Raw genomic sequence first — 22,502 nt, 5'->3', positions numbered from 1 at the left:
GGGTATGTCCCTTTGCCGTCCGGCTCGTAACCTGTCTCTATCCTGCTCGGCTAGCCACTTCGCCCCATCTACACTCAGCGCTCATCCATTCATACCCAGAGAGTGTTATGCAGCGTAAATTGAGCGTTAAACCTTCCGGCTTTACCCTGATCGAACTGATGATCGTGGTGGCTATTATCGGCGTCCTTTCTGCCATCGGTGTTCCGGCCTATCAGAATTATGTCGCCAAAAGTGAACTGGCCACCGGTCTGGCGACCCTTAAATCTCTGCTCACTCCGGCCGAGCTTTACTGGCAGGAAAATGGCTCGCTGGCCGACTTCACTCAATACCAGGACAACTCCCCGCTCGGAAAAGTGACTGCACCACAAACCAATACCCTGCAGTTTACCTTTGAGCAAGGTTCACTCAACGGCTCTTCTATCTTGTATACCCGCCAGGATAGTGGCTGGCGATGCACCGTCAACCTGGCCTCAGACCTGAATTTTGAGACTCCGCAAAGCTGTGCGGACAACCAATAATGAGCACCCAATTACTCCGCCAGTTGCGTCAGGCCGGCGTCCTTGATGGCGAGCAGGAGACAGCGCTGCAGCGCCAGACGCTGAGCCGCCATATCAGTGCGCCACAAGCGATCCTTGAACAAGGCGTGCTGACCCCGGCCGAGCTCAGCCAGCAACTGAGTCGTCTGTTCAGCCTGCCGCTGATTGAACTCGACGACTTTGACTACCCGGCTTTGTGTCAGCAACTGGGCCTGAGCGAGCTGATCATTCGTTATCAGGCGCTGCCCCTGCAGCGTGACAGTCGGGAGTTAACCCTGGCCGTATCGGATCCCGGCTGGCCCCAAGCGGAAGAAGAGTTCTGTTTTGCCACCGGTCTGATGGTTAAACCGGTGCTGACTGATCAGCCCAGCCTGCAAGCAGCGATACGACGTCTGTATGGCGAGACACTCCCCAGCTATCATGCCGAGCGCCGCGAAGAGATCAGCCAGGAACAGCTCGCCGATGCGGTACAGGTTGCCGAAGATGAAGCCAATTATCAGTTGGATGTCAGCCAGGACGAAGCACCGGTCAGCCGATTCATTCATCAGGTGTTACTCGATGCGGTACGCAAACGGGCCTCGGATATCCATTTTGAACCTTACGAGTCGAGTTATCGCATCCGCATTCGCTGTGACGGCATCTTGATTCAGACCCAGCAACCGGCTCCGCACCTCAGTCGCCGCCTGGCAGCGCGTCTGAAAATTCTTGCCCGGCTGGATATCGCCCAGCGCCGTCTGCCGCAAGATGGTCGGATCAAACTGCGCCTCAATAATGACAGCGCCATTGACCTGCGTGTATCCACTCTGCCGACCTTATGGGGCGAAAAGATCGTCCTGCGCCTGCTCGATAATCAGGCTCTGCCGCTTGAACTGGACCAGCTTGGTTACAGCAAGCAGCAAAAACAGTGCTACCTGCAGGCTCTACACAAACCACAGGGCATGATCCTGATCACCGGACCAACCGGCAGCGGTAAGACCATTTCGTTATACTGCGGGCTGCAGCAGCTCAATCGTGAACACCTCAATATTGCTACCGCAGAAGATCCGGTCGAGATCAACCTCAACGGGATTAACCAGGTCCAAGTCCAGCCGGCGATCGGATTTGGCTTTGCCCAGGCCCTGCGTACATTTCTGCGTCAGGATCCGGATGTACTCATGGTGGGTGAGATCCGCGATCGCGAGACCGCAGACGTTGCACTCAAAGCCGCTCAGACCGGGCATCTGGTCCTATCCACTCTGCATACCAATTCAGCCGCAGAGACTTTGATTCGTTTACTGAATATGGGCATTGAACCTTTTAATCTGGCATCGTCGCTGAATCTTATCGTGGCTCAGCGTCTGGTACGCCGCTTATGCCCGCAGTGTAAAATCGCCACCCAACTGACCCGGGCGCAGGCCGACTTACTTCATATAGAAAGCCTTCATATAGAAAGCCGTCCTCTAACCCACTCTCCTGCCGCAAGCGCGCCGGCTCATTCAGCACAAGAGCAGCAGCAACAGACAACTGAGCAGCGCAAGTCGGTAACAGACACGGTGATCTTTGCCGCCAACCCGGACGGCTGTCCCCACTGTAATCGTGGCTACGCCGGACGCACCGGTATCTATGAAATGCTGAATGTTGAACCTGTCATTGCCGATGCACTGCTACAGCGCGCACCTGTGAAGCAGCTGGAGTCGCTGGCTTGTCAGCAGGGCATGCAGACTTTGCAGCAAGCCGGCTGTGAAAAACTGCTCGCTGGGCAGACCAGCCTGGCGGAGCTGCAGCGGGTACTGGGTCTGGCGACCTGGTGAGCGGCAGCCGATGTCGAACAGCAGATTACAACACTATCGTTGGCACGGCAGAGACAATCAGGGCCGGATACGGCGCGGCAGCATGCTGGCTCTAAGCGAACACGAAGTCCGTGACAGCTTGCAACGTCAGTCGATCCGAATTCGCTCGATTACCCCGCGTCCCGTTTCACTGCTCAGCCGCTATCGCCAACGTCTGAACTCACGTGATATCACGTTATTAACCCGCCAGTTGGCCACTATGCTCGCCAGTGGCGTGGCGCTCTTACCGGCGCTGCAGCTGATTGCGACCAACCATAACAAAGCAGCGGTATCAGCCTTGCTGCGCTCTATGCTACGCAGTCTGGAGAGCGGCATGCCGCTCTCAGCTGCGATGCAGGCCAGCGGTCACAACTTTGATCGCCTGTATATCGATCTGCTGCGCAGCGGCGAATTATCCGGAAACCTGGCACAAATTCTGGAACGCCTGGCGCAATATCGTGAAACCAGCGAACAACTGCGCGCCAAGGTTATCAAGGCGCTGCTCTACCCAACCATAGTGATCAACGTCGCCTTCGCGGTCACTTATCTGATGCTGACCTTAGTGATTCCGGAGTTTGAACGCCTGTTCGCCAATTTGGGCAGCGAGTTGCCCTGGTTTACCCGCCAGGTCGTCGCGGCCTCTCACTCACTGCAGACATTGGGGCCCTGGATGGTCACCGCCGCGGCACTGGGCGCTGCCGGCGTCTGTAAAGCGCGCCAGGCTTACCCCGGGCTGCGGCTCTGGCTCAGCCGCCATAGTACTCGTCTGCCGGTGCTCGGGCCACTGCTGTATAAAGCCGCTCTGGCCCGTTTCAGCCGTACTCTGTCGACCAGCCTCAGTTCGGGGCTACCGCTACTGACCAGCCTGCACTCTGCAGCTAAAACCTGTGGGAATGCCCACCTGTCCCATGCTCTTGACCAGATCGCACGTGATACGGCCTCGGGGATGGCCTTGCATCTGGCGATGCGTCACTGCCGCATTTTTCCTGCGCTGATGCTACAACTGGTGATGATAGGTGAAGAGTCCGGCACTCTGGATGAGATGCTGGCCAGAATTGCATTGAGTTATGAAAATGAGGTCGACAACAGCGTTGATAATCTGGGGAAAATCCTCGAACCGCTGCTTATTTTACTGCTCGGTGGGGTGATTGGCAGCCTGGTGGTCGCAATGTATCTGCCAATCTTTAACTTGATGAGTGTATTAGGGTAGTATGGTTCTACATTATTGACTCACCGTCACAAAGGCTTACCGCATCCCCAATGGATATTTTTAACTATTACCCCTGGCTGTTTCCGGCCCTGGCCACACTGTTGGGGCTGATCATCGGCAGCTTTCTCAATGTCGTGATCTATCGACTGCCGCAAATCATGGAACGTGAATGGCGCCAGGAGTGCGCAGAGTCTTTTCCGGAATATGGGATTGATCCCCCACAGGGAACCCTGACGCTCAGTACTCCGCGCTCGACCTGCCCGCATTGCCAGACCCCGATTCGGATCCGTGATAATGTCCCGCTGCTGAGCTGGCTGTTGCTGCGCGGCAAATGTGCTCACTGTCGCCAGTCGATCAGTGCCCGTTATCCGCTGATTGAGCTGCTCACCGCCCTGAGCAGTGGCTTTATAGCCCTGCAGCTTGGTTTCAGCGTCTATAGCATAGCTCTGCTTGGCTTTACCTACGTCCTGATTGCTGCCACCTTTATCGATTCCGATACCATGCTGCTGCCGGATCAGCTGACCCTGCCACTGATGTGGGCCGGGATTAGCCTGGCGCTGTTTGGCGTTAGCCCTGTCAGCTTGCAAAGTGCGGTAATCGGCGCCATCGCCGGCTATCTGTGTCTGTGGTCGGTGTACTGGCTGTTTAAACTATTGACCGGTAAAGAAGGCATGGGCTACGGCGATTTTAAGCTGCTGGCGGCGCTCGGTGCCTGGCTCGGCTGGCAACAGCTGCCGGTCATCATTCTGCTCTCATCCGTCATCGGCCTGATTTTTGGCCTGATTCAACTGCGCCTGCAAAAACGCGGTATCGATAAGGCATTTCCGTTTGGCCCTTATCTGGCCCTCTCCGGCTGGTTATGCATGATCTATGGTCAGTCGATTATCGCTTGGTATTTACACTCAGTATTAGGATGGTAACTATGCCGTTAGTCATCGGTTTAACTGGTGGTATCGCCAGTGGAAAAAGCACCGTTGCCAATCTGTTTGCCGAGCAGTTTGGTATTGATATCGTTGATGCCGATATCGTGGCGCGTCAGGTGGTGGAAAAAGGCACCCCCGGCCTGGCTGCGATTCGCGATCATTTCGGCGCGGCAGTGCTAAATCCGGACGCAACCCTCAACCGTGCCGCCCTGCGCGAGCGCATTTTCAGTAACGAAAATGAGAAGATGTGGCTAAATAACCTGCTCCACCCGCTGATCCGTGAAAAAATGACACAGGATTTACGACAAGTGCACTCTCCTTATGCCTTACTTGTGGTTCCACTGTTAGTGGAAAACCAGCTACAGTCTATGGCAGACCGAATATTGGTGGTGGATGTCGACCAAGCGACACAAATCCAGCGCACCATGGCACGCGACGAGGTTTCCGAGCAGCAGGTGCGCGCTATCCTGGCGTCACAGGCCAGCCGTGAACAACGTTTAGCCTGCGCCGATGATGTGATTAAAAATGACGCAAAAAACCAGAAACTTTTGCCTCAAATCACAGAATTGCACCAAAAGTATCTAGCCATAAGCCGTACAAATCTGTGAGAATAAGTCCAAATAATCCAAGGCTAGTTTGATGACCACACATAAGTTTGAACATCCACTCAACGAAAAAACGCGCATTTATCTGCGTGTCGAGGCCCTGCTGAGTCAGATGGAGCAGGCGTCGCAATTCGGTGACGATATTCAACATCAGCTATTCTTCCGCTCTTTGTTTGATCTGCTGGAAATTTTTGAGCAGATTCAGCTCAAAAGTGAACTGGCCAAAGACGTTGAAAAACAGCGTCAGGTCTACCGCAACTGGCTTAATGTCGAAGGGGTCGATCAGGAGATGCTGCAGAGTCTGCTCAGTGAAGTCGACCATGCGCATCGCAGCCTGATGGGCGCAGAACGTTTCGGCCAGTCACTTAAGGAAGACCGCTTCCTGAGTGCGATTCGTCAGCGTTTTAACCTGCCTGGCGGCTCATGCTGTTTTGATCTTCCGGCGCTGCATTATTGGCTGCATCTGCCACTCGAGCAGAAAATCCAGGATGCCAGACAATGGATCAAACCGTTACAACCCCTGGCCGATGCGCTGAAACTGTGGTTAAAACTGACCCGCGAAACCGGTAGCTTCCGCAATCGTGAAGCCAAAGCCGGTTTCTACCAAAGTGATGCGGAAGAAGCCAATATTCTGCGTCTGTCTATTCCGCTTGAATACGGCGTGTACCCGATGATTTCGGGACATAAAAATCGCTTTGCGATCAAGTTTATTGAATTCAGCTCCGGACAGGCCAGTACCCAGAATATCGAATTTGATCTCGCGGTGTGCAGTTAATCTGCCCTGCGACCCAAGCAGTAAACAGGATACAAGATGTCAAAGAAACCCACCGTGGTAAAGTGCCCGCAATGTGGCGAAAGTGTTGAGTGGGGAGAGCAAAGCCCGCACCGTCCGTTCTGCAGCAAGAAATGCCAGATGATTGATTTTGGTGAATGGGCAGATGAGGAAAAATCCATTCCCGGCGCACCGGACATGTCCGACAGTGACGGCTGGTCCGAAGACCAGTACTAAACCAGAGCCATGGTTAATACAGTATAAAAACAAGCCCCGCGATGCGGGGCTTGTTTTTTATCAGCAACTCTTTGTCAAACTCACCCGGCCTTCAGCCACAAGGGCTGAACGAACGGCCGGGTTAAGATTACTCTTCTTCCGAGCTGTCTGCCGTGCCGGAGTCCAGGTCGATCCGGGTCACGCGCTGCAAACCGCGTGGCAACAGACCACCACGACGACCACGTTCACCGCGGTAATTTTCCAGATCAGCAGGCTTGAGTCCCAGCTTACGCTTACCGGCATACAGGGTAATAGTGACATCTTTCGGCAAGGCCATCAGATGTGAGACCACCTCTTCCCGAGCCTTAGCTTTCGCGGCCGGAATATTGATGATCTTGTTGCCCTTACCTTTGCTCAGTTGCGGCAGATCTCTAATCGGGAACAGCAACATCCGGCCCTGATTGGTGATCGCTAGGATCTCATCATTATCGAGATCGTTGACCACCTGCGGTGCCATGATCTCCGAGTTCTCCGGCAGATTAACCAGTGCTTTACCACTGCGGTTCTTTGACAACAGATCGGTCCCTTTACACACGAAACCGTAACCGGCATCGGAACCGACCAGCCACAGCTGATCTTCTTCACTCATGATCACCTGTCGGATCGTGGTGCCCGGTGCCACATTCAGGCGGCCGGTGATCGGTTCGCCCTGGCCGCGTGCTGATGGCAAGGTATGCGACTCAAGCGAATAGCTGCGCCCGTCACTGCCAAGGAAGACCGCCGGCTGGTTACTCTTACCACTGGCTTGCGCCAGGTAGTTGTCGCCCGCTTTATAGTTGAGGCTTTCGCCAGCAACATCATGCCCTTTGGCGTGGCGAATCCAGCCTTTTTCTGACAAGATGACCGTGATGGCTTCACTTGGCATCAGGTCACGTTCAGTCAGCGCTTTGGCTTCTTCACGTTCCACCAGCGGCGAGCGACGGTCATCACCGTATTTCTCCGCATCGGCTTTGAGTTCTTTCTTGAGCAAAGTGTTGAGACGACGCTCGGAACCGAGCAGCTCTTCGAGCTTGTTACGCTCTTTTTCCAGCTCATCCTGTTCGCCGCGGATTTTCATCTCTTCCAGCTTGGCCAGATGACGCAGTTTGGTATCAAGAATCGCATCAGCCTGAATCTCGGTAATGCCAAAACGCGCCATTAGCACGGCTTTCGGATCATCCTCATTGCGAATGATTTCAATCACTTCATCCAGATTGAGGTAAGCCACCAGCAAACCTTCCAGGATGTGCAGACGGGCCAGTACTTTATCAAGACGGTGTTGCAGACGGGCACGCACCGTTTCGCGACGAAACTGAATCCATTCATTCAGAATCGTCACCAGCCCCTTGACCTGTGGACGGCTGTCGAGGCCAATCATGTTCAGGTTAACCCGGTAGCTTCTTTCCAGATCGGTCGACGCAAACAGGTGGTTCATCAGCGTATCGCAGTCGACCCGGTTAGAGCGCGGCACGATCACGATCCGGGTCGGGTTTTCATGATCCGACTCGTCACGCAGATCTTCCACCATCGGCAGTTTCTTAGCGCGCATCTGGTTGGCAATCTGCTCAAGCAGCTTAGCGCCGGAAACCTGGTGCGGCAGCGCGGTAATCACAATATCCGAGCTCTCTTTGTGCCACACCGCACGCATTTTGATACTGCCACGACCAGTGCGGTACACTTTTTCCAGATCCGCCAGCGGCGAGATGATCTCCGCTTCGGTCGGATAATCCGGCCCTTTGACATACTGCATCAGATCCGGCAGCGAGGCTTTCGGATTATCAATCAGATGAATGGTGGCATCCGCCACCTCACGTACGTTGTGCGGCGGGATATCGGTTGCCATACCGACCGCGATACCAGTCACGCCATTGAGCAGAATATGCGGCAGGCGCGCCGGCAGCATTTTCGGTTCTTTCATGGTGCCGTCAAAGTTCGGCTGCCACTCGACCGTGCCCTGCCCCAGTTCACTGAGCAGAACTTCGGCAAACTTTGATAACTTCGCTTCGGTATAACGCATCGCCGCGAACGACTTGGGATCATCCGGCGCACCCCAGTTGCCCTGACCGTCAACCAGCGGGTAACGGTAAGAGAACGGCTGCGCCATCAGTACCATGGCTTCATAACAGGCTGAGTCACCGTGCGGGTGATATTTACCCAGCACGTCACCGACGGTACGCGCCGATTTCTTGTATTTCGCCGCAGCGGATAAGCCTAGCTCAGACATCGCATAAATAATACGGCGCTGCACCGGCTTGAGGCCGTCACCGATGTACGGCAACGCCCGGTCCATGATTACATACATGGAGTAGTTCAGATATGCGTCTTCAGTAAATTTGCGCAGCGGCAGCTGCTCAACGCCATCGTAAGTAATTTCGTTCGACATGGTTAAACCTCGACCTCAGCCTGATCGCCATAGTTCTGCAGCCAGTTACGGCGGTCATCCGCGCGCTTCTTGCCCAGTAACATGTCCATCATCTCTTCTGTCGCTTTGTCATCGTCTATGGTCAGTTGCACCAGACGGCGTGTGTTCGGATCCATGGTGGTTTCACGCAGCTGCAGCGGGTTCATCTCACCCAGACCTTTAAAGCGCTGCACGTTGATCTTGGCTTTTTTGTTTTTAAGCCGCTCGAGAATGGCGTTTTTCTCATCATCATCCAGGGCGTAAAACACCTCTTTACCACAGTCAATCCGGTACAGCGGCGGCATCGCCACATAGACATGGCCGGCACGCACCAGCGCAGGGAAATGACGGGTAAACAGCGCGCACAGCAGGGTCGCGATATGCAGACCGTCCGAGTCCGCATCGGCCAGGATACACACTTTACCGTAACGCAGCGCTTCCAGATTGTCGTTGTCCGGATCAATCCCCAGCGCCACTGAAATATCGTGTACTTCCTGCGAGGCCAGCACCTGATCGGCAGACACTTCCCAAGTATTAAGGATCTTACCGCGCAATGGCATGATGGCCTGGAACTCACGGTCACGTGCCTGTTTGGCACTGCCGCCTGCCGAGTCACCTTCCACCAGGAACAGTTCGGTACGGCTGAGATCCTGCTGTGAGCAGTCGGTCAGTTTACCTGGCAAGGCCGGGCCTGAGGCGACTTTCTTACGCACCACTTTCTTACTGGCACGCATGCGGCGGTGAGCATTAGCAATACACACTTCCGCCAACTGCTCTGCCAGTTGCGGCTTCTCGTTCAGCCACAAGCTGAACGCATCTTTCACGACCCCGGAGACAAACGAAGCACTTTGGCGCGATGAAAGACGCTCTTTGGTCTGGCCGGCAAACTGCGGATCCTGCATTTTGATCGACAATACATAAGCACAGCGATCAAACACATCCTCACCAGTCAGCTTAACGCCGCGCGGCAGCAGATTGCGGAATTCACAGAATTCGCGCATCGCATCCAGCAGGCCCTGACGCAGGCCGTTCACATGCGTACCACCCTGTGCGGTCGGGATCAGGTTAACGTAACTTTCCGTGGTCAGTTCGCCACCTTCCGGCAGCCAGATCACCGCCCAGGTCGCCGCTTCGGTTTCCGCTTTGAATTCGCCGGTAAACGGCTGCTCCGGCATCAGCGGATAACCTTTCACCGCATCCGCCAGATAATCCTTCAGGCCATCTTCATAAAACCAGCGGTGTTCATTGTTGTTAACCTTATCGCTGAAGGTAATCTCCAGCCCGGGACACAGTACCGCTTTAGCGCGCAAATTATTAATCAGGCGGGTGACGGAAAAATTGGCCGAGTCAAAATACTTGGCATCCGGCCAGAAGTGGACACTGGTACCACGGTTGCGGCGGCCACAGGTGCCGGTGACCGTCAGATCAGAGACTTTATCACCATGTTCAAAGGCAATTTCATACACCTGGCCGTCACGGCGCACGGTGACTTCCACCCGTTTGGACAGGGCGTTTACGACCGAGATCCCCACCCCGTGTAGACCACCGGAGAACTGATAGCTTTTGTTGGAAAACTTACCACCGGCGTGAAGTTTGCTCATGATGAGCTCAACCCCGGACACTTTCTCTTCCGGGTGAATATCCACCGGCATACCACGACCGTCATCAATCACTTCCAGCGATTGATCGGCATGCAGGATCACTTGTACCTTAGAGGCATATCCGGCCAACGCTTCATCAACACTGTTGTCAATGACTTCCTGCCCAAGGTGGTTCGGGCGCGTGGTCTCCGTATACATCCCAGGTCTGCGACGTACTGGTTCTAAGCCATTAAGAACCTCAATGGCTCCAGCATTATATTGTTCAGTCATAATACGGAATGCTTTTATCGATAAATGATTCGTAACTTTACAACTCATTTGTGAACGCTGGATTTTTGATGAAATGACCGGCTATTTGCCGCATTTTCCAGCGTTATAAATAAGAAAAGTCCAAAGGAAACATAGTCTGGAAGAGGCTCACTGATGTCAAGCGACATCAGTAAGTATCAAGTAAAATTATGACTCTTCCCTCAATGAAAAGATCAGAGATTTAAGAATTGGAGGATTTGCGCCGGATAACGCTCAAAATCAACAAAACTATGGTTGCCGCCCGGCTCCACGGTCTGTTTGGCGGCCTGGAATTTTTCCACGGCCTGGCGATAATCCAGCACTTCATCTTCGGTTTGCTGCAGCAGCCAGAAATCCTGCGGCTGACCCAGTGTCGCTACGTCCAGAGCTTTCAGTTCATCAATGTGGGCTTCGGTCAGCACGTAGCGCTGCTTGGTGTACATATTCTCCTGCTCACCAAGAAAATCCACCAGCAGCTCATACGGCCGTACCGCCGGATTAACCAGCACGGCACGAAACCCGAACTGCTGATTGAGCCAGGTAGAAAAATAGCCGCCCAGAGAGCTGCCGACCAGGCCAATCTGATAGTCGTGACGATACTGCTCCACCACTTGCAGCAGATGCTGCGCCGCCTGATGCGGAAAGCATGGCAGCTCAGGCACCACTACTTTGATGTCAGGCCGCTGCGTCGCACAATACTGTACCATTACCTGCGCTTTATGCGACAGCGGTGAGCTGTTAAAACCGTGGATGTACATCAGCAATGATGGACGTTGGCTCATATCAGTAACCACCTGAAGTGAAGTCCGGCAAAAATACGCCCTGCGCCAGTCGTTTCACCTGAGTCGTCACTTCACCGTTACCATGCAGCTCCAGCTCACGCCAGCCCGGCGGGCGCTGATCAACGGCAAAATCATCCGAGTTCGGTTTGAACTGCACACAAGTAGACGGTGTCGCCATCACCCGCACGCCCAGATGCTGGCGATCCATATCCTGATGGACATGTCCGCACAACACCGCTTTCACATTGCGGTGGCGCTCAACCACCTGCCAGAACAGGTGGCTGTCTTTCAGGGTATGTTGATCCAGCCAGGCACTACCAACCAGTAACGGATGATGATGAAGTAAAACCAGAGTAAAACGATCCGGATGAGCGCTCAGTTTACTGTCCAGCAACGCCAGCTGCTGATCGCTGAGACGGCCATGCGGCACACCCACCACCTGTGAATCCAGCAAAATCATCTGCCAGTGATGCCCCAGCAACACATGTTCTACTGCATGCACCTGTGATATAGGTGGAACCGTATTCATGTTCGGTTTGTAATCATGATTACCCGGCAGCCAGAAACAGGTTTTACCCAGTGGCGCGACGCCCTGAGTAAAACGCAGGTAGGATTCGGTGCTGTGATCCTGGGAAATATCCCCGGTTGCCAGAATGGCATCAAACTCGACCTTTTGTGCCATGATTTCCGCCACCACAGCACGAAAGCTGTCGGCGGTATTAACACTCAACAGGCTGCCATCATCGGGCGCAAAAAGGTGCGTATCTGTAATCTGAACCAGCTTTATGCTGTCGGAATTATCTAAACTGGGCGACACGTTCAAAGTCTATAAACCTAATGCTATTGATTAATGTTGATGGGAGCACGGCTGATACCTCGCTTGAGACAAAAGGTCAGCCAATCGCCCAGAAAACGGTTAATTTGTGCTTTCTCATCTTTTTGCAACATTTGCTCGTTCGGGTAGTCATATTTGGCCTGAACCCGGACAAGTTTATCTGTGGTCAGCACTTCTGCGACGCGAGCATCGTGGTACAGCCTGACAGACATGGTTGGCAATGGAAATATTGAGATATCATCACTTTGACAGATCTCCACCAAAGTTGTGTACTTTGTGACTTCCAGCACTTGCAACTGGTAAGCCTGGTGTGCGGCCTGGTAGCAGCGCACGTCACCGACGCCCGGCTGCGCGGGCAGCAAAGCGTTCAACTTGGCGTAGTTCGTTTCATAAGTCCGCATCAGTTCCGGTAAATCAACATGATACGTCTTCTTTAATGCTGTCAATTGTGCCATTTCGTTTGTAACTGCTCGTAGTTTAACTCCAGCCATTGCAGTGCGATGATCGAGGCGCCGTTTTCAATCCGGCCCTCACGTACCAGCTGGTACGCCTGTGTGCGGCTCATCACATGCACTTTGATGTCTTCACCTTCATAGTCTAACCCATGTACGCCACCGGCCAGTGAAGCGTCGACCTCACCTACGTAGACATCCAGTTTCTCAGAACATCCCCCGGCTGACGGATAGTACGACGTAATAGTTTCCATTCTTTTGACCAAGATCCCAGCTTCTTCCTCTGCTTCGCGCCGCACGACCTGTTCGGCGCTCTCGTCGCGATCAATGATGCCGGCGACGATTTCCAGTTGCCATGGCTGGGAATGTTCTAATGCGCCAACCCGGATCTGCTCAATAATGACCACCTGGTCGCGCACCGGATCATACGGTAACATAGCAGCCGCATGGCCACGCTCAAACATTTCCCTTTCAATGACCGGACTCCATCCGCCTTGAAATAACCGATGCTTGAACCGATACTTCACCATTCGGAAAAATCCTTGGAACAGTGTCTCACGTGAGACAACGTCAACGTCATCGGGCGAAAATGCTCCCTGTGGCTGGTCAGACTGTTGCATTAGTAACCTCTCTTAAGCAATCTTATAGTTTACTCATGAATTTTTCTTACTTCCAAGGACATTGCTCAACTTTTTATACAAAAATTGTACTCATAGTTAAGTCGATAAGCGATTTTTATTGCACAATTGGACAGCTAAGTGTAAAAAGTGCAAAGTTTCGAGTGAAATACCAGCAATTTGGGTTACACTCTCGTGAGCGTAACTCCTTTCATATTCAGGCAGGAATAGGACCAATGAAAAAACTGCTTCCTTTTTTGATTAGTGCAACTTTAGGCAGCCTGAGTACCTCAGTACTCGCTGACGACCTTGCGCAAATTTACGACCAAGCAAAACAGAACGATCCTCAACTGCTGAGTGCAGCGGCACAACGTGATTCAGCCTTTGAAGCGATTAACTCCAGTCGTAGCTCACTGCTACCTCAGATTAATCTGACCGCGGGTTACAACCTGAACCGCAGCGATGTTGATGCACGTGACAGCGACAGCCTGACCGCTGGCGTCGGTTTTTCACAACAACTGTACAACCGTTCCAGCTGGATTTCTCTGGACACGACTGAGAAGCAAGCCCGTCAGGCCGACGCTCAGTATGCAGACGCACAGCAAAGCCTGATTCTGCGGGTGGCACAAGCTTACTTCGCCGTTCTCAGCGCTCAGGATACCCTGGAGTTTGTACGCGCCGAGAAAGCCGCGGTTGGTCGTCAGCTCGAACAAACCAAACAACGTTTTGAAGTGGGCTTGTCGGCAATTACCGACGTCCATGACGCTCAGGCACAATATGACACCGTGCTGGCCGATGAAGTGCTGGCAAACAATGACCTGATCAACAGCTACGAAGCACTGCGTGAAATCACCGGTCAGGAGCACACCAACCTGAGCATCCTGGACACTGCGCGTTTCTCAACCAGCCGTACGGCAGAATCAATGAATACTCTGCTTGAGCAGGCGCAGGAGAAAAACCTGTCACTGCTGTCAGCGCGTATTGCTCAGGACGTGGCGAAAGATAACATCGACCTTGCCAGCGCCGGCCATCTGCCGACGCTGACTCTGGACGGTGGTTATAACTATGGCCGCGAATACAACGATAATGCCAGCAGCTACGATATGTACCACGAGAACAACGATTTCAATATCGGCGTTAACCTCAACGTACCGCTGTACACCGGTGGTAACACCACCTCACTGACTAAACAGGCCGAATACCAGTACGTCTCAGCCAGTCAGGATCTGGAAGCCACTTACCGTGGTGTTGTGACCGATGTACGTGCATCAAACAACAACATCAACGCGGCGATTGGATCGATTCGCGCGTATGAGCAGTCAGTGATTTCGGCTCAGTCTGCTCTGGATGCGACCGAAGCCGGTTTTGATGTCGGTACCCGTACTATTGTGGACGTGCTAGATGCGACCCGTACTCTGTACAACGTGAAACGTAACCTGTCAGATGCGCGTTACAACTACATCCTGAGCGTACTGCAACTGCGCCAGGCTGTCGGTGTACTGAGCGAGCAAGACGTGATTGACATCAACGCTGGTCTGAAAGCCATCAAATAAGCAGGCTTACCGGCCCACTGAGCCGGTATCCAGACGATCAAAAAGGGCTCATCAGAGCCCTTTTTATTTTGGCCCGGCATGCCGGGCCAACCTTACAGCGATCAATACCAATATGGCAAATTCGGCCGTTAGCCGCGTCCGCCTTTGATCGCTGCGATGATTTCGGAAGTGGAACAGCCATCTTCAAAGTTGAGCACTTTCACTTCACCGCCCGCCGCGATCACTTCTTTACCACCGGCAATCTCTTCCGGCTGGTAATCCCCGCCTTTAACCAGCAGATCCGGCAATACCTGAGAAATCAGACGCTGCGGAGTATCTTCGCTAAACGGCACCACCCAGTCGACCGCACCTAAACCAGCCAGTACCGCCATACGACGTTCAGTCGGGTTGACCGGACGAGCCGGGCCTTTGAGACGTTTGACCGATTCATCGGTGTTGACGGCCACAATCAGGCGATCGCCAAGTTCAGCAGCATGGTTAAGATAAGAGACATGACCTGCATGCAGAATGTCAAAGCAGCCATTGGTCATCACCACTTTTTCACCGCGCGCCTGGGCTTTTTTTCACTGCCGCGATCAGCGCGTTTTCTTCAATGACGCCGTAGTCAGTATCTTTGCTGCCATGCACGGCTTCGGCCAGTTCAATGGTAGAAACGGTGGAAGTACCCAGTTTACCGACCACCACACCGGCTGCCGCGTTGGCCAGAGCACACGCTTCATCCAGCGCCTTACCGGCGGCCACTGATGCGGCCAGAACGGAGATGACCGTATCACCGGCACCCGTCACGTCATACACTTCTTTGGCCTGAGTCGGCAGATGGAACGGCGCCATGCCGCGACGCAGCAGTGTCATGCCATGTTCACTGCGCGTGACCAGCAATGCATCGAGATCAAACTGTTCGATCAGACCTAAGCCTTTTTGCACCAGATCTTCATTCGATTTGACTTTACCCACCACCTGCTCGAATTCGGCCATGTTAGGGGTCAAAAGAGTCGCACCGCGGTAACGCTCAAAATCGGCGCCCTTCGGATCGATAAACACCGGCACACCAGCAGCACGGGCGCGCTGGATAAACAGTTGCACATGCTCAAGAGCACCTTTGGCGTAATCGGATAAGATCACGGCATTGACGCTGGCCAACGTTTTATCCATACGCGACAGGATCAGATCCGCATCGGTATTTTCAAATTTGTCTTCAAAGTCGAGACGAATCAGCTGCTGACCACGACTCAGAACACGCAGCTTGGTGATGGTCGGATAGTCCGGCAATGCAACAAAATCACAGTTCACTTTCAGGGCGGTCAGTTTATCTGCCAGCACCTGAGCCGGTTCATCCATGCCTGTTAAACCAATAATATGCGCCTGACCGCCGAGTGATGCGATATTCATCGCCACGTTTGCTGCCCCACCCGGACGCTCTTCGTTATGTTCTACTTTTACTACCGGCACTGGCGCCTCTGGTGAGATGCGACCAGCCGGACCATGCCAATAGCGGTCCAGCATCACATCACCAATGATTAATACCCCAGCATCACTGTAGTCAGGTAGGATTGGTTTCATTATGGATCTCCAATATTTATCACTGGGCGAAGTTTATCACACTGTGCCAACTAAAGAAGCCACTGCGCCCAAACCCGTGTTACCCAATCGCGCTCTGCCACAAATTTACTTTCACTGACATCCGCATCCTGATTGAGCAGGTTACGATGATGGATCTGATCGCGCATGCTGGTATAAGCCTGAGTCAGCGCCTGAGCCTGACTTTCATCCAGCACACCTTCATTGAGCAGAGATTCAAAAATACGCACATTGTCCGACCAACGGGTCAGCTTAGGCTTATCATGGCTGTAACGCAGCACCAAATACTGGGCCAGGAACTCAATGTCAGTGATGCCGCCGCTATCCTGTTTGAGCATAAAACGGCCCGGCTTCTTCCCCCCGAGGTGATCGCGCATTTTCTGGCGCATCTCCACCACCTGCTGCTTCAGGGTCGCTTCATCACGCGGCAGCGACAATATCGCATGCCGTGTCGCCGCGAACGCCTGCTGCAACGGTGTGTCGCCGTAAATCATCCGCGCTCTGACCAAAGCCTGATGCTCCCAGGTCCAGGCATCCTGACGCTGGTACTCTTCAAACGCATCGACCGGGCTGACCAACAGGCCGGAAGCACCGGAAGGACGTAAACGGGTATCGACTTCATACAGAATGCCGGACGCAGTGCGGGTGGAAAAAATATGAATGACGCGCTGCGCGAGGCGCAGGTAGAACTGACGACCGTCGATCTCTTTGACCCCGTCGGTGTAAACATCAACCGGACAGTCATGCAAAAACACAATATCGAGATCTGAGTTGTAGCCCAGCTCCCAGCCACCGACCTTACCGTAACCGACCACAGCAAATCCTTTACCGTCACGCTCACTAAGATGAGTCGGTTCGCCATACTTCGCGCTGACCTGAAGCCAGGCCTGATGAATCACCGCCTCAACAATCGCTTCGGCCAGATAGGTTAAGTGATCACTCACTTTCATCACCGGCAGCACATCGGCAATATCAGCCGCGGCAATTTTCAGAATACAAATCTGCTTGAACTGGCGCAGCGCTTCCATCTGCTGTTCCATATCGTCTTCCGGAATCCGGGCGAGGAAATCACGCAGCTCTGTTTTATAGGCATCGAGTGCAATCGGGTTATACAGATGCTGCGGGTCAATCAGCTCATCAAGCAGAATCGGATATCGCGCCAGTTGCTCGGAAATCATCGGACTGGCGGTACACAGCCGCACCAGTTGGGTCAGTGCTGCCGGATGCTCATCGAGCAGTTCCAGATAAGTGGTACGGGTCGCAATACTGCGCAGCAGAGTCAGCACCCGCGCCAGGCCGAATTCCGCATCCGGGTGCACAAATATTGCCTGGTAAACTTTCGGCATCAGCCGGTTGAGCACTTCACGGCCACGTGGTCCCAGGGTGCGCTTATCCAGGTCCTGTTTAAACTGCATCAGTGTAGCAGCGACACCAGCTGGATCGGCCTGAGCGAGCTCCTGCTCGACAATCAGCGTGATCATGTCCGGATGATTGGCCATATCCCACAATTCATGGAAATGAGCGGCTAAGTTATCCTCTTCGTCCTCTTCTTCACCGATCAAGTCGCTGAACACCGCATGGACACGGCTCATCTGCAGCTGCACTTCATCCAGCAGCAGTTGCCAGGAGGCAAAGCCCATGGCTACAGCGAGGCGCAGCTGATCATCGGCCTTATCCGGCAGCGTCTGAGTCTGTTTATCCGCCAGGGCCTGGAGCAGGTTCTCCAGCCGACGCAGAAAACGGTAGGCTTCGGTCAGCTGCTGTACTTCCGGTTCACCGAGCAGCTGCAATTCACCAATGGCCTGCAGTGTGTCCAACAAACCACGATGACGCAGCGCCGGCTCACGGCCGCCACGGATAAGCTGAAAGACCTGAGCAATAAACTCCACTTCGCGGATACCACCAGCACCCAGCTTGATGTTGTTACTCAGTCCGCGACGGCGCACCTCGCTTTTGATCATCGACTTCATACGGCGCAATGACTGAATCGCACTGAAGTCGATGTAACGACGAAACACAAACGGACGCAGCATCTGGCGCAGTTCCTGGTACTGGGAATACATTTCACACCCCATCACCCGGGCTTTGACCATGGCATAGCGTTCCCAGTCACGTCCCTGCTCCTGATAGTAGTCTTCCAGAGCAGCGTAGCTCATCACCAGCGGGCCACTTTCGCCAAACGGACGTAAACGCATGTCGACCCGGTAACAGAAACCGTCAAAAGTCTGCTGATCAAGCATCTTGATAATACGCTGGCCAAGGCGGGTGAAAAACTGGGCATTAGCAATCGAACGACGCGTGCCCTGGGTCTCACCGTTTTCCGGATAAGTAAAGATCAAGTCGATATCAGAAGAGAAGTTGAGCTCTTTGCCGCCCAGTTTACCCATGCCGATAATCAGCATCGGCTGCGCTTCACCGGCGGCATTACACGGAGTGCCCCACTCGCGACAACAAATAGCGTACTGCCACTGATAAGTTTCAAAAATCAGCGCTTCAGCTAACTGCGACAGATGCGCCAGACTCTGATCCAGGCTCCATTGGCTGAGAAAATCGCGCCAGGCAATCACCACCATTTCCCGGTTACGAAACTGACGCAGTACGCGCTGGCCGCCGGTCTCATCATGGCACTCACTGAGCAGCGCCTGCAAACGGGGCCGGTAATGCTCAGCCCGCTGCGCTTCACTGAGCAGCGTGGGCAGTTGCAGGCATAACGCACTATCACGCAGCAGGGTATCAGCCACAAACTGGCTGAAGCCGAGCACGGCTTTAAGCTGTTGAGTCAACTCAGGGCTCCACTCGGACACTTCCGGCGTTTGCTGAAGCAGCTGTTGATACTGGTGCTCGGCATGAGCCTCAAGTTTGGGCGGCAATTGCATGATTCATCCTTGTGATATCTGATGGTCAAACACAGGCCGAACGCAGTCGGCGGCGATGATGCAGGTCCGATAACGCATGTCTGGGCGGGCAAGAAGCGGCGCTGGTTGACCTGAAACCTGTGTGAACGATTATCAACGATGTGATTCGTCGTGATCTATGTGATTCGTTTGAATCGATGCGACTAGTTATAACAGAGTTAGGCCAATAAAAAACGCCCACTAATCAATAGTGAGCGCTCTTTCATACTCCGGCAAGGTAGCGGTTTACACTTTAAACACCGTGATTTTGCGATCCAGTGCCTCGGCATTATTTTGCATCAGCTCCGAGGTTTCCAGCAGCTCACTGACCACAGTCACCGAGGCTTCCACCAGCTCACGGACATTGGTCAGATTCTGATTCATCTCTTCAGCCACGCTGCTCTGCTGCCCGGCAGCCGTCGCAATCTGGAAATTCATGTCGTTGATCTGCTGCACCTGCAGCACGATACCGTCCAGCTCACCACCAGCGTTGGTAATCAGCTCGACCCCTTCCGCCGCTTCAACCACGCTTTTTTCCATCAGATTCACCGCCGAGTTCGCGCTGTTCTGCAACTGGGAAATCATCTCCTGAATTTCAACAGTCGCGGTCTGGGTGCGCTGCGCCAGATTGCGCACTTCATCGGCCACCACAGCAAAACCCCGTCCCGCTTCTCCGGCACGAGCAGCTTCAATCGCCGCATTGAGCGCCAGCAGGTTAGTCTGTTCCGAGATGCCCTGAATCGTGCCAACCACACTGCCAATCGACACCACACGCTCTTCGACCTGATTAACCGCATCGGCTGACGCCGCGATGTCTTGCGACAGGGCCCGCATTTTACCGATTGTCTCGGTAACATATTGCTGGCCGGATCCCGCCTGGTGCGACGCATTCTCGGTCAGTGACGAGGCACTCTGCGCGTGTTCAGCGACGGTCTGAACCGTCGAGGACATTTCACTCATCGCGGTAGCCAGTTGATCGATTTCATTAAACTCTTCTTCGGCCGATTCCTTGGTCTCCGCCATACTCAGCGTCATGATTTCGGTCAGAGAGGTCAGTTCCTGTGAGGCACTGACCTGAGTTTTAATCAGTTCCTGCAACTGACGCCGGGTTTTCTCCAGTTCACGCGCCACATCGCCATATTCATCTTTACAGTTCATCTCGATCGGCTCAGACAGATCGCGGCTCGCCATCTGTTTAATTGACTCACTCAGATACAGGGTCTGGCGCAGCATAGTGCGCGCAGCAAACAGCAGTAAGACCACAAAGACCATGATCATCAGGCCGGTCTGCCAGGCAACCTGCACCAGATAATCATCATAGTGGCGCTGGGCCACATCAACGTTCTGGGTTGCCGCCAACAGGGCATTATAAAACGTACTGGCATCCCACAACTGCTTGGCAATAATCAAAATCGTACTGAAGACCATCAGCATCACCATCTTGGGGACCAGACGGACATCGGTGATCAAACGCTCCCAAGGCTTAAAAGCCATTTTCGCCATTCTCAGTTCTCCACTCGGTGTTATCATCGTTCTCAACAAGCCGGCGATGCAAAAACACCGCCAATTGATTTATTTCGTGCTTCGTATGAATGGGATAGTATCAAAAATGATACACTTCGCATGTGCTTACAGTCGCGTATTCACGCTTTTATCTGTGTATTGTGATCGCACACGATTTTATCCCGCCCTGAACACTCTATCGGCTGACAACAGACCAACTGTAGTAACAATAACCGGCTCAGACGCGTAAAACTCTGCTCAGATACACAAAACAAGAAGGGATGCCATAGGCATCCCTTCTTGTTTTTGCTGATGAGGTTCACATCCGCTTAATCACGCCAGTATGGTGGCGTTTCAACCCCGATAATCCGGGTCTGTTCCATGGCGTGCAGAATCGAGTTTTCCTGCCGGATCAGCCAGCGCTGCAATTGCTCACGCTCTTCCTGGGCCAGTTTTTCAACCAATCCCTCAAGCGGCTTGAGGGTCAGCAGGTCATCAATACCATGCAGCAAGTCAGCCCATGGCATCCGAAATGCCTGACGCTCTTCTTCATCGAACAGTGCGGCAAAACTGATGCCGGTATACAGACTGCGCATCAGACGATATTGCTGATCGATATATTCCTGGCTCGACAGCTGACGCTCAGGCGGAAACGCTTCCAGCAGCTCGACCCAGGTACGTTCCAGTTGCTTGACTGAGAAGTGATGGACATTGAGCGCCATTTTGTCGCGCGCTTTTTCGTCCAGGAATGGCTGCCAGCCTCGGGTCAGAATCCAGCGGCTTAAGTCGAGTAATACACCGGTGTAACGGGCAGAATTGAGCAGCTTAAGGATCTCGTCCCGTTGCGGCAGAGCCTGCTGCAACTGTTTGAGTTCGCTTATCAGGAACTTGCGTGCATCAAGCTTACGCAAAGCATAACCTTTATCTTCCAGCAGCTCCTCGAGGTAGTCGTATTGTTTGAGCCAGCTCAGCTCACCTTCCAGCCATTTTAATTCCTGGCGCAGGATAGCACTGGCACGGCGCGGCACAATCCCGCCGAACACTGCCAGCACCTGGCGAATAAAGCTGATCGCGTGGCTGATTTCATGCAGCGCCTCGACCGAGTCCCGTTCAGTGTAGATCTGTTCATGGTAATGCCAGTGCGATAACGCATGCTCGAGGGACTGGATAAAGCAGGTCTCAACCGTGTCTTGTGCCTGAGTGTTGACCAGGCTGAGCGGTTTAACTTCATCGCCCTGGTAGCCCGCGGCCAGACGGTAACCACGCGCCGCTTTACTCAGGTTGCCAAGGCGCATACCGCCCTGGTCACACAGCTGACGGGCCAGAGTAAACAGCGCATCGGTCTGACCGGATTTCAGCTCCAGTTCCACCTCACAAATCGGGTCTTCACTGTCACCGGCAATTACCAGCCCCTGGTCAAACGCCACTTCAATCTGGCTGCCATCCGGCATGCCGATCAACCATTGTTCGCGGTTAAAATTAGTGGAGAACAGAGCCACCAGTTGCGACTGCAACGTCGCAATATCACGATTCTCTGGCCAGATATCAGCAGGGTGAAGGGATAAATCGGGGTCATTGCTGTTATGTTCAGCGTTGTATTCTGGACGCTGGTGCAAACCGGCCACCACACGCCCGGCGGTTTTTACCGTTTGCACATACACATCATCAAAACGGCGGATACGAAGTCCAATATCGTGTTGACGCAACCAGTTGTCAGGCGAGTCAAAATAGGTGTTTCCTAACTCACGACAACGATGCTGAAGTACTTTGGTTTCAGAAATTTTTTCTAGTAAAACCTCTGAAAATTCTGGAGAAACAAAAAACTTCAGTTCTATCTCGGTTTCCATAGTTATACCTTTCGCAGCAGATAGCGACAGGATATTGCCTAA

The 22,502-nt window shown here is 53.4% G+C and carries 17 protein-coding genes and 1 pseudogene; 8 read left to right on the top strand and 10 right to left on the bottom strand.

Translation table 11 applies throughout. The features are described from left to right. The first annotated feature begins 107 nt into the window (after nucleotides 1-107). The 7 genes from KNV97_RS21165 to yacG are packed head-to-tail and all read left to right on the top strand — an operon-like array spanning nucleotide 108 to nucleotide 6,091. Nucleotides 108-518, top strand: a complete 411-nt coding sequence (locus tag KNV97_RS21165; RefSeq protein WP_218562707.1) for a pilin — start codon at nucleotides 108-110, stop codon at nucleotides 516-518. Next, complete coding sequence (locus tag KNV97_RS21160) at nucleotides 518-2,326, top strand: ATPase, T2SS/T4P/T4SS family (RefSeq protein WP_136486093.1); 1,809 nt, start codon at nucleotides 518-520, stop codon at nucleotides 2,324-2,326. Before KNV97_RS21165 ends, KNV97_RS21160 begins: the two co-directional genes overlap by 1 nt. 10 nt (nucleotides 2,327-2,336) lie before the next feature. Next, a complete protein-coding gene (locus KNV97_RS21155; RefSeq protein ID WP_218562706.1) occupies nucleotides 2,337-3,554 on the top strand; it encodes a type II secretion system F family protein in 1,218 nt (405 codons plus the stop codon). Between the two features lie 50 nt (nucleotides 3,555-3,604). Further along, nucleotides 3,605-4,474, top strand: a complete 870-nt coding sequence (locus KNV97_RS21150) for a prepilin peptidase (RefSeq protein WP_218562705.1) — start codon at nucleotides 3,605-3,607, stop codon at nucleotides 4,472-4,474. Nucleotides 4,475-4,476: 2 nt separating this feature from the next. Beyond that, the gene (gene coaE, locus KNV97_RS21145) at nucleotides 4,477-5,085 is read left to right on the top strand and encodes a dephospho-CoA kinase (RefSeq protein ID WP_218562704.1); all 609 of its coding nucleotides are present in this window, start codon (nucleotides 4,477-4,479) and stop codon (nucleotides 5,083-5,085) included. Between the two features lie 31 nt (nucleotides 5,086-5,116). Further along, a complete protein-coding gene (gene zapD / locus KNV97_RS21140; RefSeq protein ID WP_136486084.1) occupies nucleotides 5,117-5,857 on the top strand; it encodes a cell division protein ZapD in 741 nt (246 codons plus the stop codon). A gap of 36 nt (nucleotides 5,858-5,893) precedes the next feature. After that, nucleotides 5,894-6,091, top strand: a complete 198-nt coding sequence (gene yacG, locus KNV97_RS21135; protein WP_136486081.1) for a DNA gyrase inhibitor YacG — start codon at nucleotides 5,894-5,896, stop codon at nucleotides 6,089-6,091. A gap of 127 nt (nucleotides 6,092-6,218) precedes the next feature. On the opposite strand, the gene parC is transcribed toward yacG, so the two are convergent. The 6 genes from parC to nudF form a co-directional block, all read right to left on the bottom strand. Beyond that, complete coding sequence (parC, locus tag KNV97_RS21130) at nucleotides 6,219-8,492, bottom strand: DNA topoisomerase IV subunit A (protein WP_218562703.1); 2,274 nt, start codon at nucleotides 8,490-8,492, stop codon at nucleotides 6,219-6,221. 2 nt (nucleotides 8,493-8,494) lie between these two features. Then, nucleotides 8,495-10,381: a DNA topoisomerase IV subunit B gene (gene parE, locus KNV97_RS21125; protein ID WP_136486077.1), complete on the bottom strand. Its 1,887-nt coding sequence runs from the start codon at nucleotides 10,379-10,381 to the stop codon at nucleotides 8,495-8,497. A gap of 212 nt (nucleotides 10,382-10,593) precedes the next feature. Continuing rightward, nucleotides 10,594-11,181: an esterase YqiA gene (yqiA, locus tag KNV97_RS21120; protein ID WP_218562702.1), complete on the bottom strand. Its 588-nt coding sequence runs from the start codon at nucleotides 11,179-11,181 to the stop codon at nucleotides 10,594-10,596. Between the two features lies 1 nt (nucleotide 11,182). Continuing rightward, on the bottom strand, nucleotides 11,183-12,004 hold the full coding sequence (cpdA, locus tag KNV97_RS21115) for a 3',5'-cyclic-AMP phosphodiesterase (RefSeq protein WP_136486073.1): 822 nt from the start codon (nucleotides 12,002-12,004) through the stop codon (nucleotides 11,183-11,185). Between the two features lie 17 nt (nucleotides 12,005-12,021). After that, on the bottom strand, nucleotides 12,022-12,471 hold the full coding sequence (locus tag KNV97_RS21110; RefSeq protein WP_218562701.1) for a DUF1249 family protein: 450 nt from the start codon (nucleotides 12,469-12,471) through the stop codon (nucleotides 12,022-12,024). After that, nucleotides 12,459-13,088 (bottom strand): ADP-ribose diphosphatase, encoded by a 630-nt coding sequence (gene nudF, locus KNV97_RS21105; protein ID WP_218562700.1) that lies wholly within the window; start codon nucleotides 13,086-13,088, stop codon nucleotides 12,459-12,461. The genes KNV97_RS21110 and nudF overlap by 13 nt, the downstream gene beginning before the upstream one ends. A 233-nt stretch (nucleotides 13,089-13,321) precedes the next feature. On the opposite strand from nudF, the gene tolC reads away from it, so the two are divergent. Then, nucleotides 13,322-14,638, top strand: coding sequence for an outer membrane channel protein TolC (gene tolC, locus KNV97_RS21100; RefSeq protein ID WP_136486067.1), 1,317 nt, complete (start codon nucleotides 13,322-13,324; stop codon nucleotides 14,636-14,638). Nucleotides 14,639-14,766: 128 nt separating this feature from the next. Here tolC and hldE read toward each other — a convergent pair. The 4 genes and pseudogenes from hldE to KNV97_RS21080 form a co-directional block, all read right to left on the bottom strand. Beyond that, nucleotides 14,767-16,198 (bottom strand): annotated as a pseudogene (gene hldE / locus KNV97_RS21095) (bifunctional D-glycero-beta-D-manno-heptose-7-phosphate kinase/D-glycero-beta-D-manno-heptose 1-phosphate adenylyltransferase HldE). Nucleotides 16,199-16,248: 50 nt separating this feature from the next. Next, nucleotides 16,249-19,092, bottom strand: coding sequence for a bifunctional [glutamate--ammonia ligase]-adenylyl-L-tyrosine phosphorylase/[glutamate--ammonia-ligase] adenylyltransferase (glnE, locus tag KNV97_RS21090; protein ID WP_218562699.1), 2,844 nt, complete (start codon nucleotides 19,090-19,092; stop codon nucleotides 16,249-16,251). A 264-nt stretch (nucleotides 19,093-19,356) separates the two neighbouring features. After that, nucleotides 19,357-20,613, bottom strand: coding sequence for a methyl-accepting chemotaxis protein (locus KNV97_RS21085; RefSeq protein WP_136486061.1), 1,257 nt, complete (start codon nucleotides 20,611-20,613; stop codon nucleotides 19,357-19,359). Nucleotides 20,614-20,942: 329 nt separating this feature from the next. Next, a complete protein-coding gene (locus KNV97_RS21080) occupies nucleotides 20,943-22,460 on the bottom strand; it encodes a CYTH and CHAD domain-containing protein (protein WP_218562698.1) in 1,518 nt (505 codons plus the stop codon). Nucleotides 22,461-22,502 lie beyond the last annotated feature (42 nt).

This window comes from Vibrio ostreae (assembly GCF_019226825.1).
Lineage (GTDB): Bacteria > Pseudomonadota > Gammaproteobacteria > Enterobacterales > Vibrionaceae > Vibrio > Vibrio ostreae.
This window is presented reverse-complemented; position numbering and strand designations above follow the sequence as displayed.